The sequence below is a fragment of the Pseudomonas sp. GW821-FHT05H12 genome, from assembly GCF_059419385.1.
In genome coordinates, this window is the sequence record NZ_JBWKRS010000012.1 from 135201 (window position 1) to 147602 (window position 12402).

The following is a 12402-nucleotide window of genomic DNA, read 5'->3' on the forward strand; positions in this document are numbered from 1 at the left end:
TGTTGATAAGGGATCTGAAGGCGACAATTGCACCATGACCACTCCGCGTTTCGACGGCGTCGAACTCTTTTTGCAGATCGTGGAAAGCGGCAACCTGACGCAAGCCGCCGAACGCCTGAACCTCACGCGCTCAGCAGTAGGCAAAGGATTAGCGCGGTTGGAGGCACGCTTGGGCACCTGTCTGTTGCAACGCTCGACACGGCGCCAACGTCTGACAGAAGACGGGCAGGCGTACTACGAACATTGTTTGCGCGCACTGGCTGAGCTGGAGGCGGCCGAGTCGGTGTTGGAGAGTGGTCGGCAGCAGCCACGCGGGCGCTTGCGGGCGAGTGTGCCGCTGGCCTTCGGTCATCACTATGCGGCGCCGGCGCTGTGGGGGTTGATGGATCGATACCCGGAGCTGGAGGTCGAGATTTGCTTCTCGGACCGCATGATCGATCTGGCGCAGGAAGGCTTCGACATCGCCGTGCGCATCGGCCCATTGCCGGATACGGATCGGCTGAGCGCTCGCCGCCTGGGCGAACAGGCTGTGGGCCTGGCGGCGTCACCGGCGTATCTGCAGCGCAAGGGACGTATTGAAGGGATTGATGACCTCGCAGGCCATCGGGGTATCGCTTACCGCAGCAATACGGCGTATCGCTCGCGTGTGGCGTCCCCCTTGGTGTTGGACGACCTCCAGGCCGTGGCCGATGCCGCGATTGCGGGCGTTGGTCTGGCCTGGTTGCCGAGTTGGCTGATTGCGCATTACGTCTTGCGCGGGCAGTTGGAGCCGGTCTTGCCGGGCTACCGGGAGCAGCCTTCACCGATCCATGTGATCTGGCCGACGGCACCGCACATGCCGGCCAAGACGCGCTGCGCAATCGATGCGCTGGTGACGGGCACGCCAAGCTGCCTGGCGGGCAGTTAAACCCTTTCCGACAACAGGAGCTGGCTTGTCGAATCGTCGCACCGCAGCGATGTCGGTGAGCCAGTTGATACAGCGGCTGCTGATACACCGCTATCGCAGGCAAGCCAGCTCCCACAGTGGATTTTCGTCGCTGCACAAGCCCCTGTGGGAGCTGGCTTGCCTGCGATAGCGGTATGTCAGCCAACAAATCTATCGATTGATGCGCCGCCATCGCTGGTAAGCCAGCGCCTACAGGGTAGGGGTGTCGTGGTTAAAACGCGATGGAGGTTTGCACGTACACCGTGCGCGGTTCGCCCACGTATTTGCCTTTGTTGTTATCGTCGAACGAGCGGGTGTAGTACTGCTTGTTGAAGATGTTTTTCACGCCGACCGCCACGTTCAAATCCGACAGCTGCGGGCCAAAGTCATAGGCGGCGCGGCTGCTGAACAGCATGTAGCCCGGGATGCGCCCGGTGCTGCCGTCAGCACTTTCGGCCACGGTGTTGGCGTTGTCGGCGAACTGGCTGCTCTGGTAGCTGCTGTCCAGGTTGAGCTTCCAGCGGCCTTCGGTGTAGCCGACGCCGAGGGTGCCTTTGTGCTTGGACGAGAAGGGCACGCGGTTGCCTTTGTTTGGGCCGTCTTCGCGGATGGTCGCATCGACATAGGCGTAGGTGGCATACACATCAAACCCCGCCAGCGCCGGGCTCAACCCGTCAAGGGCGTAGTTGACGCTCGACTCGATGCCCTGGTGACGGGTTTCGCCGCGGGCAATCACCGAATCGTTGGTCTGATTGCTGTCGTACTGGTTGTCGAAGTTGATCAGGAACGCGCCGATTTCTGCACGCAGGGTGCCGTTGTCATAGCGCGTGCCGAGTTCCCAGGTGCGGGCTTTTTCCGGCTTCACTTCGCCGCTGGTCACGCGGTTGGGCATCTGGCTGTACTGCACGCTGCCGAACGAGCCTTCGGTGTTGGCGTAGAGGTTCCAGTCGTCGGTGAGGTGGTAGAGCACGTTCAGCGCCGGCAGTGCGGTGTTGTAGTCGCCCTTGTATTTGACGTTTGTCAGGTTGTTGGTCTGCTGGGACTCGATCATCTCGTAGCGTACGCCCGGGGTGATGGTCCACTTGCCGATGTCGATGCGGTCATCGACGAAGAACGCGTTGGCTTCGGTGGCGCCACGGGTGTCGCGGTCGTTGCGGCTGTTGGTGTTGGGCAGTTGCTGGTTGGCGCTGATCGGCGTGCGGTAGCGCAATTCATGGCCGGCTTCGTTGATGTAGCGGTAGCCCACGCCCACTTCATGGCTGCTGGGGCCTAGGTCGAAGCCTTGGGCAAAGCGGGTTTCAAGGCCGCGTACCCAGTACTCGCGAGGCGAAAGCGACAGGAAGGTGCCCTGGTCCAGGTAGCCATTGCGCAGTGTGGTGGTGAAGAAGGTGTTGGCGGTGAATTCGCGACGGTCTTCCTGGTAGCGGTAGCCGGCGTTGAACATGGTGCGACGGCCCCAGAATTTGTCGTAGGGGCGGGTGGACTGATACGGATCGGCCTTGTAGTCCTTGACGTTCAAACCGCCGGGCATATCGGCCTGGCCTTCGTAGTACTGCGCCATGGCGTTGAAGCTGTTGGCGTCGTCGAGCTGGTATTTGCCCTTGAGGATCAGGTCATCGATGCGCGTGTTGCTGTTTTCACGCCAGTCGCCGCCACGGGTGCCCGAGTACAGGATCGCGCCACCCAGGCCGTTATCAGCAGTGCCGCCGGCGAGCAGGTTGCCAGTGGTCTTGAAGCCGTCGTGGCTGGACGACGGGCTGGTCTCAGTCTGCAAACCACCTTTGACGGTCGGCGCATCGGGAATGGCGCGGGTCACGAAGTTGACGATGCCCCCAACGTTCTGCGGGCCGTAGCGCACGGCACCGCCGCCGCGTACGACGTCGACCGCGTCCATGTTGCCCATGCTGATCGGCGCGAACGACAGCTGCGGCTGACCGTACGGCGCGAAAGGCACCGGGATACCGTCCATCAATACCGTGGAACGCGACGCCAGGCGTGGGTTGAGGCCGCGAATGCCGAAGTTCAGCGCCATGTCGTGGCTGCCAGTGCCGTTGTTTTCCGGGGCATTGACGCCGGGAATACGGTTGAGTACATCGCGGGCCTGGGTGGCGCCCTGGCGTTCGAACTCTTCGCGGCGGATCACGTCACGGGCACCGGGGTGTTCAAATACGTTGGTCTGCTGCGCGTCGCCGAGCCAGTCGCCCACCACGTTGGAGGTTTGCAGTTCCAGCGTGGCGGGGGCACTGGCCGGTTGCAGGCTGTAGGCGTTGTCGCCCTCGGCGCGGGCTTGCAGGCCGGTGCCTTCCAGCAGTTTCTGCAGGCCTTCGGCGGCGCTGTAATTGCCGGACAGCCCGCGGCTTTGCAGGCCGGCCGTCACGTCGGAGCCGAACGAAATCAGCACGCCCGCCTCACGCCCGAATTGATTGAGTGCCGCTTCCAACGACGCCGGCGCAATGTGATAGGGCTTGGCCTCTGCCGCCATCAGCTGAGGAATCACTGTGAGACTGAGGCTGGCGCCCAGTAGGAGTTGGCGCAAGGTGCGGGCGAGAAGCGTCGGCTGCTGGGGCATGAAGTGCGGTCCTGAGAAGGAAGAATCAAGGTGGCTTTCCTTCTCTGTCACGCGAGGTGTGGAAAACGGCTCACGGTGCTGCACAATAATTTCAGGCCCGTGCCTGCACCGTCACCCAGTAGCGGGTGAAGCGCCGCACTTTGACGGGCAGGCTGACTTCCAGCAGGTCGAGGATGCGTTCACTGTCGTCCAGCGGGTAGCTGCCGGACAGCAGCAAGTTGGCCACCTGCGGGTCACAGTTGAGCTGGCCACGGCGATAGCGACCCAGTTCGGTGAGGAAGTCTTCAAGGCGCATATGGGCGGCCATCAACATGCCGTCGGCCCAGGCGCCGCTGTTGGCGTCGGTGGGGCGTGGGGTGTCCCAACCCTTGCGGGTGAAGTTGACCTGGCGCGACGCCTCGACCGTCAGCGGCAGGCCGCTGTAGCTATTGGGCATCACGTCGACATGACCGTCGAGCACGGCCAGTTGGGTGTGGTCGTTGAACTGGCGTACGTTCCAGCGTGCGGCCTGGCTGCTGAGCAAACCCTGGCCGGTCAACACGCGCAGCGGCGTATTGCCGGCGTTGGCGGTCAACAGGATTTCGCCTTCCAGCAGGCGGATCAAGCGTTGCTGGCCATCGAAATGCACATCCACGGCGCTGCCGGTATTGAGTTGCAATTGGCTGCCATCCGCCAGTTGCACTTTGCGCCGCTGGCCGACGGGGCTGCGGTAGTCGGCGGTGAGCGGCGGCAGGATATGTTGCTGGCGCAGGCTCCAGGCCGCAGCCGAACCGGCGCCGAGGATCAACAGCAACTTCAGGGCCTGGCGTCGGCTGCTGGATTTCGGTGCGTTCAAGGCGGCGTGGGCTAGGGGCGAGGGCATGCCGCGCAGGCGTTGGTTGACGCGCTGGATGTGGTCCCAGGCGCGCTGGTGTTCGCTGTGGGCGTCCAGCCATTGTTGCCAGGCGGCCTGCTGGCGCGAGTTGAGCGTGCCCTGCTGCATTTCCATCAGCCAGTGCACGGCTTGCTCGGCGACTTGGGTCGAGAAATTCATAGGGCAAAGTAGCAGCGCATGGCCGCTTTATTCAGGTGGCGTTTGACCGTGGCAATGGAAATACCCAGTTCCGCGCCGATTTGTGCGTAGGTCAGGCCGTCGAGCTGGGCCAGCAGGAACGCGCGTTTGACCTGCACGGGCAGGCCATCGAGCAGTTGGTCCAGTTCCAGCAATGTTTGCAGGATGATCGCGCGGTCTTCTTCTGAAGGGGCGACCTGTTCGGGCATCTGCGCCAGAGCGTCGAGGTAGGCGCGTTCCAGGTCCTGGCGGCGATAGAAGTTGAACAGCACGCGCTTGGCGACGGTGGTGAGGAAGGCGCGCGGCTCGATCAGCGTCGGCGTTTCCCGTGCGGTGAGCACGCGGATGAAGGTGTCCTGGGCCAGGTCGGCCGCGCTTTCCGGGCAGCCGAGCTTGCGTCGCAACCAGCCGGTGAGCCAGTGGTGATGGTCGTGGTAGAGGACTTCGACGGTGTTGGACGGCTGCAACGCAATCACTCCACAAGCATCGGCATGCTTTAGAGAACAAGAATTGTTCGCATTGTAGGGCGCGCGATACGGTTCGGCAATCCGTGGCGACGGGTGATTCATCCGTTCTGTTTTGCTTATGAGAATATTTATCATTAATATTGCGCGCTGATGAATCTGGCGCTTCCCGCATGAAAAGCAAAACCTCATTGCCCGCTACCTATCGCCTCGCCGTCACCTCGCGCGTGTTGGCGGCTGTGGTGGGCGGCTACCTGATGGCATCCCTGGCCAGCATCTGCCTGGCGCTCTGGCTGCCAACGTCCCGCGCCGACGCGGTGATCACCGGGATGATGAGTTCATTTGTGTTCTACCTGCTGGCCGTGCTCTGGTGTTTCGCCTGCCGTACCGCGTGGCGTGCATGGGCGGGGGTGATGGTGCCGAGTGCGTTGTTCGCGACCCTGGCCGGCGTGGGTTTCTGGATGGCACGCACATGAAAGAGGGCTTTCGCCAGGCAATGGCCTGGTTGCACACCTGGGCCGGCTTGATCTTCGGCTGGCTGCTGTTCGCGATTTTCCTGACCGGCACCCTGTCCTATTTCAAGGACGAGATCAGCCACTGGATGCAGCCCGAAGTGCAGGCCCACCCGCTGGACGATGCGCGCAGCCTCGCCGCCGCCCAAGCCTACCTGCAACAACAGGCACCGAATGCCGCACGCTGGTTCATCACTTTGCCAGACAGCCGTGACCCCGGCCTGTCGGTGATGTGGCAAGACAAGATCGACCCCGGCAAACGCGGCAACTTCATCCAGAAAACCCTCGACCCCGTCACCGGCCAGGCAGTCCAGGCCCGCGAAAGCATGGGCGGCGAGTTCTTCTACCGTTTCCACTTCCAACTGCAGATGCCCCACCCCTGGGGCCGCTGGCTGTCGACCATCGCGGCGATGGTGATGTTTGTCGCACTGATCACCGGGATCATCACCCACAAGAAAATCTTCAAGGACTTCTTCACCTTCCGCCCCCGCAAGGGCCAGCGTTCCTGGCTCGACGGGCATAACGCGGTGGGCGTGCTGGTGCTGCCGTTTCATTTGATGATCACCTACAGCAGCCTGGTGATTTTCATGAGCCTGGTGATGCCGGCGCCCATTGCCGCCTCCTACGGCAACGACACCCGCGCTTTTTTCAATGATGTATTCCCGGCCACCAACAACGCACCGGCACTCGGCCAGCCGGGCAAATTGCTGCCCTTGGGGCCGATGTACGAACAGGCCCGGACGCAGTGGGCGGGCGGGCATGTGGGCCGTTTGACGATCAACAACCCGAGCGACGTAAACGCCTCGGTGAATGTGTTCCGCGCTGGCTCCGACCGTGTGGTGCATGACTTCGGCAGCACCGTGTCGTTCAACGGCACCACCGGCGAGCTGTTGCGGGTCAGTGGCGAGCAGTCGCTGCCGGCCGCGATCAGCGGCAGTTTCTACGGCCTGCACATGGGCCATTTCGCCGGTCCGGTGTTGCGCTGGTTGTACTTTATCTGTGGCCTGGCGGGCACGGCGATGATCGGCACCGGGCTGGTAATCTGGCTCGGAAAACGTCAGCTCAAGCACGTCAAGACCGGTGTGATGCCATTCGAGTTGCGGTTGGTGGAAATCCTGAACATCGCCAGCATGTCGGGGCTGATGATCGCCATCGCGGCGTTTTTCTGGGCCAACCGATTGCTGCCGGTCGGCCTCTCCGAACGCTCCGATTGGGAAGTGCAGGCCTTTTTCATCGCGTGGGGTTTGAGCCTGCTGCACGCCGTGTTGCGCCGAGGTCGCCAGGGTTGGGTTGAGCAATTGAGCGTCGGTGCGTTGTTGTTCGTGTCGATTCCGCTGCTCAACGCACTGACCACCTCGCAACACCTGGGCGTGTCATTGGCCAAGGGCGACTGGGCCATGGCCGGGTTCGACCTGACGTGCCTGGCCAGCGGGCTTTTCCTTACCTGGGCGGCCTGGAAGATGCAGCACCGCACGGCGCCGCAGCCCAAGGCGGTGCGTGCAGCGTCTTTGACGCTCAAGCAGGAGGCGAACTGAATGCTGCTCGCCCTCCTGCTGTGCTACGCCGGGTTTACCGCGCTATGCCTGGCCACCGACCGCCACCATGGCGAACTGCTGCACAGCAAACCGTCCCCTCGCCGACGCTTGGTTTTGCGTGGGGCGGGGTGGTTGTTGTTAATCGTGGCCATCTGGCCGGCCGTTGCCGCCACCGGCTGGAGCCAGGGCCTGGTGGAGTGGTGCGCGGTGTTGATGCTCAGCGCACTGTTGTTGGTGTTGCTGTTGCCGTATCGGCCAAGGCTGGCCTTGATCCTGGCGGGTGTTGGCTTGTTGGCCAGCCCGGTCGCGGCCTTCGCCATACTCTGAGCCTTCCATGATGATCAGCACACCACCGGAACCCAAAGACAGCTCGCACACGGATGCGGCCGGTGGACGTGCGCATTTTTTGCAGGTGTTTTTGTCCCAGCGTTCGCAGATGGAAGCGCTGGTAAGCCGGCGCGTGGGATGCCGCGCCACGGCGGCCGATTTGGTACAGGATCTGTTCCTGCGCTTCTGGCGCCGGCCGCTGGTGCAGGTCGAAGAACTCAGCACTTATTTGCTGCGCTGCGCGGGCAACATCGCCATCGACCACTTGCGTAGCGAAGGCGCCCGCGTACGCAGCAGCGAAGGTTGGCTCCCGGAACAACAGGACAACCAAGGCTCGGAGCCCCAGGCCGCCCTCGAAGCCGGCAATGACTTGCGCCATGTCGAGGCCGCCCTGCGCAGCTTGCCTGAGCGCACCCGGCAGATCTTCCTGCTCAATCGTATTCACGGGCGTAAATACGCCGAAATCGCCAAGGCCATGGGGGTGTCCCAAAGTGCCGTGGAAAAACATATGATGCGTGCCCTCGAAGCCTGCAAAGCCAGCCTTCGCGAACCATCGCCCCCACGCACGCCAGGGAAAGCACCGTGAACGTCACCCCCACGCCCGCCCAGGAACAAGCCGCACTGGCTTGGCTGAGCCTGCTGCATGACCAGCCCAGCAGCGGCGACCAGGCCACGTTCAGTCGCTGGCTGCGTGCCGACCCTGCGCATGTGCAGGCGTATTCCCAGGCGCAGGTGTTGTGGGAGTTGAGTGAAGTGCCGGCGCGTGCGCTTGCCGATGAGGATGCGCTGGCGTTGCAGGGTTACCTCAATGCGATGAACACCTCGAAGCGCTCGCGGGCGATACGTTGGTCCGGCGCTTTGGCGATGGCCGCCTGCCTCCTGTTGATGGTGTCCATGGGCGCCGGCTGGCAGCCGTCGCGCTGGGTCGATGGCTTCGGCGCGGACTACGTAACGGCGCCGGGCGAAATCAAAACCGTCACCCTGGCCGACCAATCCCAGGTGACCCTTGATGCTGACAGTGCCATTGCCGTGGATTTCAGCCATGGCGAGCGGCATATCCAGCTGCGTCGCGGCGCGGGCTTTTTCAGTGTGACCCATACCGGCCAGTCATTTGTGGTGGGGGCGGACAGTGGCGAAGCGCGGGTGTTGGGCACACAGTTCGAAGTGCGCCTGCAGCCGGCAGGGGCCGAGGTGACGGTATTGTCCGGACGGGTGGGAGTGACGCCATCCAAGACGGGTCAGCAGCAAATCCTCACGGCCGGCCAGCAAGTGACCTACGCCGATGGCATTGCCGAACCCCTGCACGGGGTCGACAGCGAATCACGCCTGGCCTGGCGCGACGGTTGGCTCAACTACTACAAGGCGCCGCTGGCGGATGTGGTCAAGGACTTGGGCCGTTATTACCCGGGCCGCATCCTGTTGCTGAACGACGACATGGGCGCCAAGCGCGTCAGCGGCAGCTTCCCCAGCAAAGACCCACAGGCGGTGTTGAATGCCTTGCAGGCAGTGCTCGGTTTTGAACAACACCATGTGCTGGGGCGGATGATCGTGCTGCGTTAGAGGCATGTAGGAGCTGGCTTGCCGGCGATGCAGACACCTCGGTCTGGTAGACACACCGCAGTGATGCTATCGCAGGCAAGCCAGCTCCCACACAAGCCAGATTCCAGGCAAACCAGCATTCACACAAGCCAGATTCCAGGCAAACCAGCATTCACACAAGCCAGCTCCCATAAGGTGTGGGTTACTTCAGGGCTGCCATGATCGCGTCAGGGTTGTAGTCGCGAATCAGCGTGCCATTCACATTCACAAACGGAATCCCGCCGCCGCCCAGCGCCTCATACGCCTGGCGCGCCTGGGCGTCCTTCTCGATATCGAACGCCTGGTACGGAATGCCTTTCTGGTCCAGAAAGCGGCGGATCTGCTTGCAGTAGCCACACCACTCGGTGGCATAGAGTGTCACGCGCGCCGAAGCGCGCACGGGCTCTGAAACCACCTGCGACGGGTTGAACACCCGCTCGATCTTGCCCCAGTTCTCGAACACCACCACCACGAGCAATACCAGCAGGACTTTCTTGAAGACCCCGCCCAGCATCAGTTACGGCGCTTGAGCTGGTCGGTCAGCTGGGTCGGCAGGCCCTTGATGATCAAGGTGCCAGCGGCTTCGTCGTACTCGATCTTGTCGCCCAGCAGGTGTGCTTCAAAACTGATGGACAGCCCCTCGGCGCGGCCGGTAAAGCGGCGGAACTGGTTGAGGGTGCGCTTATCGGCCGGGATTTCCGGCGACAGGCCGTAGTCCTTGTTACGGATATGGTCATAGAACGCCTTAGGTCGATCTTCATCGATCAAGCCCGAAAGTTCTTCAAGACCCATGGGTTCGCCGAGCTTGGCCTGGCTGCTGGCGTAGTCCACCAGGGTCTTGGTTTTTTCGCGGGCGGATTCGTCCGGCAGGTCCTCGCTTTCAACGAAGTCGCTGAAGGCCTTGAGCAAGGTACGGGTCTCGCCCGGACCGTCGACGCCTTCCTGGCAGCCGATGAAATCGCGGAAGTACTCCGAGACTTTCTTGCCGTTCTTGCCCTTGATGAACGAGATGTACTGCTTGGACTGCTTGTTGTTCTGCCACTCGGACACGTTGATGCGTGCCGCCAGGTGCAGTTGGCCCAGGTCCAGGTGGCGCGACGGGGTCACGTCCAGTTCATCGGTCACCGCCACGCCTTCGCTGTGGTGCAGCAGGGCGATGGCCAGGTAGTCGGTCATGCCTTGCTGGTAGTGGGCGAACAATACGTGGCCGCCGGTGGAGAGGTTGGACTCCTCCATCAGCTTTTGCAGGTGCTCGACGGCCGTGCGGCTGAAGGTGGTGAAATCCTGGCCGCCGTCGAAATACTCCTTCAACCAGCCGCTGAACGGGTGCGCGCCGGACTCGGCATGGAAAAAGCCCCAGGCCTTGCCTTGTTTGGCGTTGTAGCTCTCGTTGAGGTCGGCAAGCATGTTCTCGATGGCGGCAGACTCAGACAGCTCTGAGTCGCGGGCATGGAGAACTGCGGGTGTGCCGTCGGGTTTTTTGTCGATCAGGTGGACGATGCAATGACGGATCGGCATAGGCTTCTCGGCTGGTTGAAGGGGAGCAGGTGGCCTCCCCGAAAAGTCGCCCAGTGTACCGCACCCATTGGTCAAGACACGCGTTGAAGGACGTTTTGGCCGCTCTCCGACGGGGCATATTCCTTTTTTTCACGGTTTAGAGCGATAAAGCTGACCAAATGGGTAGGTAGAAGCGGATATTTCCCCGTCTCTGTGCTAGTTTTGCCCCGTCTTACGCCAAGTCTCGGCGTTAAGCGTGCATTCAGCATCTGTCAGGTCGAACCAATCCCCGTTTCAAGCATCTATAACCCCGATCTCCGTGGTTATAGCCGGGGGTGCCAGGCCACGACGGCCAGGCTCGACGGCTGACACTGCACTCTGCAATCCATATGAATTTGATAGGGAAGGAACACCACAATGGCTATTACTAAAGACCAACTGATCGCTGACCTGGCTGAAGCAGTAGACGCACCGAAAACTACCGTGCGTGCTCTGCTGGACCAACTGAGCCAAGTTGTTGCTGATCAGCTGGAAAACGGCGGCGAAATCACTCTGCCAGGCGTTGGCAAACTGAAAGTGACCGAGCGTCCTGCCCGTACTGGCCGTAACCCTTCGACTGGCGCTGCCATCGAAATCGCTGCCAAGAAAGTTATCAAGCTGGTTGTGGCCAAAGGCCTGACCGACGCTGTTAACAAGTAAGACGCAGCAAAAAAAACCGTGCTCCGGAGCGATCCGGGCACGGTTTTTTGTTGCCTGCGATTTGGTTTATCGCACCCAGCGCTGGCGCCAGATCAACTGTTCGTTCTTGGTCTGGAAGGTCCAGGCGACGAAACGGCTTTGTTTCTGGCCCTGGGACATTTCCACCACCTGGCTTTCCAGTGCACCGGCCTTTTTCAGCGCGGTTTCAATGGCGGGCAGGTTGGAGGCTTTCGAGACCAGTGTGCTGAACCACAGTACCCGATGGGCGACTTTTGCGCTTTCAGCGATCAACTGGGTCACAAACCGCGCTTCGCCGCCTTCACACCACAGCTCGGCCGATTGGCCACCAAAGTTCAACACCGGCAATTTACGCTTGGGATCGGCCTTGCCCAGGGCGCGCCATTTACGCTCGCTGCCCTTGGTGGCCTCTTCCATGGACGCATGGAAGGGCGGGTTGCACATGGTCAGGTCAAACGCCTCGCCCGTTTCCAGCAAACCCAGCAGGATCTGCTTGGGATTGGTCTGCTGACGCAACTGGATGACCTTGCTCAGGTCGTTGGACTGCACGATGGCTTTGGCGGCGGCCACTGCGATAGGGTCGACCTCCGAGCCGAGGAAGTTCCAGCGGTACTCCATGTAGCCAATCAGCGGGTAGACACAGTTGGCGCCCATGCCGATGTCCAGCACCTTGACGATAGAGCCACGCGGGATCTTGCCGTCGTTGTTGCTGGCCAACAGGTCGGCAAGGAAATGCACGTAGTCCGCACGCCCCGGCACCGGTGGGCACAGGTAGTCGGCCGGGATGTCCCAGTGCTGGATCCCGTAGAAGGACTTGAGCAGCGCCCGGTTGAACACGCGCACTGCATCGGGGCTTGCGAAGTCGATGCTCTCTTTGCCATACGGGTTGATGATCACGAATTTCGCCAGTTCCGGCGTGGTCTTGATCAGCGCCGGGAAGTCGTAACGGCCCGTGTGGCGGTTGCGCGGGTGCAGGGTGGCCTCTTTGCGTGGCGCGACGGGCTTGGCCGTGGCGGCGGTTTTAGGCTTCTTGCGTGGAGGCTTGGGCGTGCTGGGGGCGGTCATGATGATTCTGGTGTTGGCTCAAAGTGGCGGGCATTGTCACACATCCTGAGCCTAACCCGTTCAACTGTAGGAGCCGGCTTGCCGGCGATGGCATCTCCTGGGAGTGACAGACACACCGAGTTGCCTGCATCGCCGGCAAGCCGGCTCCTACGTTGATTGGGT

13 protein-coding genes are annotated in these 12402 nt (G+C 61.8%); 7 read left to right on the forward strand and 6 right to left on the reverse strand.

What is annotated here, in order from left to right; translation table 11 throughout:
- Positions 1 to 34 precede the first annotated feature (34 nt).
- Positions 35 to 907 (forward strand): LysR family transcriptional regulator, encoded by an 873-nt coding sequence (locus tag AC07SU_RS13235; RefSeq protein ID WP_494997266.1) that lies wholly within the window; start codon positions 35 to 37, stop codon positions 905 to 907.
- A gap of 250 nt (positions 908 to 1157) precedes the next feature.
- Here AC07SU_RS13235 and fecA read toward each other — a convergent pair whose 3' ends face one another.
- From fecA to AC07SU_RS13250, 3 genes are all read right to left on the reverse strand, one after another.
- A complete protein-coding gene (fecA, locus tag AC07SU_RS13240) occupies positions 1158 to 3494 on the reverse strand; it encodes a TonB-dependent Fe(3+) dicitrate receptor FecA (RefSeq protein WP_494997267.1) in 2337 nt (778 codons plus the stop codon).
- A gap of 91 nt (positions 3495 to 3585) precedes the next feature.
- Positions 3586 to 4527: a FecR domain-containing protein gene (locus tag AC07SU_RS13245; RefSeq protein ID WP_494997268.1), complete on the reverse strand. Its 942-nt coding sequence runs from the start codon at positions 4525 to 4527 to the stop codon at positions 3586 to 3588.
- On the reverse strand, positions 4524 to 5012 hold the full coding sequence (locus AC07SU_RS13250; protein ID WP_176994946.1) for a sigma-70 family RNA polymerase sigma factor: 489 nt from the start codon (positions 5010 to 5012) through the stop codon (positions 4524 to 4526). The genes AC07SU_RS13245 and AC07SU_RS13250 overlap by 4 nt, the downstream gene beginning before the upstream one ends.
- Positions 5013 to 5182: 170 nt before the next feature.
- Here AC07SU_RS13250 and AC07SU_RS13255 point away from each other — a divergent pair, with 170 nt between their 5' ends.
- The 5 genes from AC07SU_RS13255 to AC07SU_RS13275 are packed head-to-tail and all read left to right on the forward strand — an operon-like array spanning position 5183 to position 8943.
- A complete protein-coding gene (locus tag AC07SU_RS13255; RefSeq protein ID WP_176994945.1) occupies positions 5183 to 5485 on the forward strand; it encodes a DUF3649 domain-containing protein in 303 nt (100 codons plus the stop codon).
- On the forward strand, positions 5482 to 7056 hold the full coding sequence (locus AC07SU_RS13260; protein WP_494997269.1) for a PepSY-associated TM helix domain-containing protein: 1575 nt from the start codon (positions 5482 to 5484) through the stop codon (positions 7054 to 7056). Before AC07SU_RS13255 ends, AC07SU_RS13260 begins: the two co-directional genes overlap by 4 nt.
- The gene (locus tag AC07SU_RS13265) at positions 7057 to 7383 is read left to right on the forward strand and encodes a DUF3325 domain-containing protein (RefSeq protein WP_494997270.1); all 327 of its coding nucleotides are present in this window, start codon (positions 7057 to 7059) and stop codon (positions 7381 to 7383) included.
- 7 nt (positions 7384 to 7390) lie between these two features.
- Positions 7391 to 7969, forward strand: coding sequence for an RNA polymerase sigma factor (locus AC07SU_RS13270; protein WP_494997271.1), 579 nt, complete (start codon positions 7391 to 7393; stop codon positions 7967 to 7969).
- The gene (locus tag AC07SU_RS13275; protein ID WP_494997272.1) at positions 7966 to 8943 is read left to right on the forward strand and encodes a FecR family protein; all 978 of its coding nucleotides are present in this window, start codon (positions 7966 to 7968) and stop codon (positions 8941 to 8943) included. The genes AC07SU_RS13270 and AC07SU_RS13275 overlap by 4 nt, the downstream gene beginning before the upstream one ends.
- Before the next feature lie 181 nt (positions 8944 to 9124).
- On the opposite strand, the gene AC07SU_RS13280 is transcribed toward AC07SU_RS13275, so the two are convergent.
- Complete coding sequence (locus AC07SU_RS13280) at positions 9125 to 9475, reverse strand: glutaredoxin family protein (protein WP_176994940.1); 351 nt, start codon at positions 9473 to 9475, stop codon at positions 9125 to 9127.
- Complete coding sequence (gene yejK, locus AC07SU_RS13285; RefSeq protein ID WP_003171997.1) at positions 9475 to 10479, reverse strand: nucleoid-associated protein YejK; 1005 nt, start codon at positions 10477 to 10479, stop codon at positions 9475 to 9477. The genes AC07SU_RS13280 and yejK overlap by 1 nt, the downstream gene beginning before the upstream one ends.
- A gap of 396 nt (positions 10480 to 10875) precedes the next feature.
- On the opposite strand from yejK, the gene AC07SU_RS13290 reads away from it, so the two are divergent.
- Positions 10876 to 11157, forward strand: coding sequence for an HU family DNA-binding protein (locus AC07SU_RS13290; protein WP_003188840.1), 282 nt, complete (start codon positions 10876 to 10878; stop codon positions 11155 to 11157).
- 66 nt (positions 11158 to 11223) lie between these two features.
- On the opposite strand, the gene rlmF is transcribed toward AC07SU_RS13290, so the two are convergent.
- Positions 11224 to 12240, reverse strand: coding sequence for a 23S rRNA (adenine(1618)-N(6))-methyltransferase RlmF (gene rlmF / locus AC07SU_RS13295; RefSeq protein ID WP_176994938.1), 1017 nt, complete (start codon positions 12238 to 12240; stop codon positions 11224 to 11226).
- Positions 12241 to 12402: the final 162 nt, after the last annotated feature.

What these genes read in the sequence shown, in the direction of transcription:
- AC07SU_RS13235 (WP_494997266.1), top strand. Translation starts at nt 35, where the DNA reads ATGACCACTCCGCGTTTCGACGGCGTCGAACTCTTTTTGCAGATCGTG.
- fecA (WP_494997267.1), bottom strand. Translation starts at nt 3,494, where the DNA reads ATGCCCCAGCAGCCGACGCTTCTCGCCCGCACCTTGCGCCAACTCCTA.
- AC07SU_RS13245 (WP_494997268.1), bottom strand. Translation starts at nt 4,527, where the DNA reads ATGAATTTCTCGACCCAAGTCGCCGAGCAAGCCGTGCACTGGCTGATG.
- AC07SU_RS13255 (WP_176994945.1), top strand. Translation starts at nt 5,183, where the DNA reads ATGAAAAGCAAAACCTCATTGCCCGCTACCTATCGCCTCGCCGTCACC.
- AC07SU_RS13260 (WP_494997269.1), top strand. Translation starts at nt 5,482, where the DNA reads ATGAAAGAGGGCTTTCGCCAGGCAATGGCCTGGTTGCACACCTGGGCC.
- AC07SU_RS13265 (WP_494997270.1), top strand. Translation starts at nt 7,057, where the DNA reads ATGCTGCTCGCCCTCCTGCTGTGCTACGCCGGGTTTACCGCGCTATGC.
- AC07SU_RS13270 (WP_494997271.1), top strand. Translation starts at nt 7,391, where the DNA reads ATGATGATCAGCACACCACCGGAACCCAAAGACAGCTCGCACACGGAT.
- AC07SU_RS13280 (WP_176994940.1), bottom strand. Translation starts at nt 9,475, where the DNA reads ATGCTGGGCGGGGTCTTCAAGAAAGTCCTGCTGGTATTGCTCGTGGTG.
- yejK (WP_003171997.1), bottom strand. Translation starts at nt 10,479, where the DNA reads ATGCCGATCCGTCATTGCATCGTCCACCTGATCGACAAAAAACCCGAC.
- AC07SU_RS13290 (WP_003188840.1), top strand. Translation starts at nt 10,876, where the DNA reads ATGGCTATTACTAAAGACCAACTGATCGCTGACCTGGCTGAAGCAGTA.
- rlmF (WP_176994938.1), bottom strand. Translation starts at nt 12,240, where the DNA reads ATGACCGCCCCCAGCACGCCCAAGCCTCCACGCAAGAAGCCTAAAACC.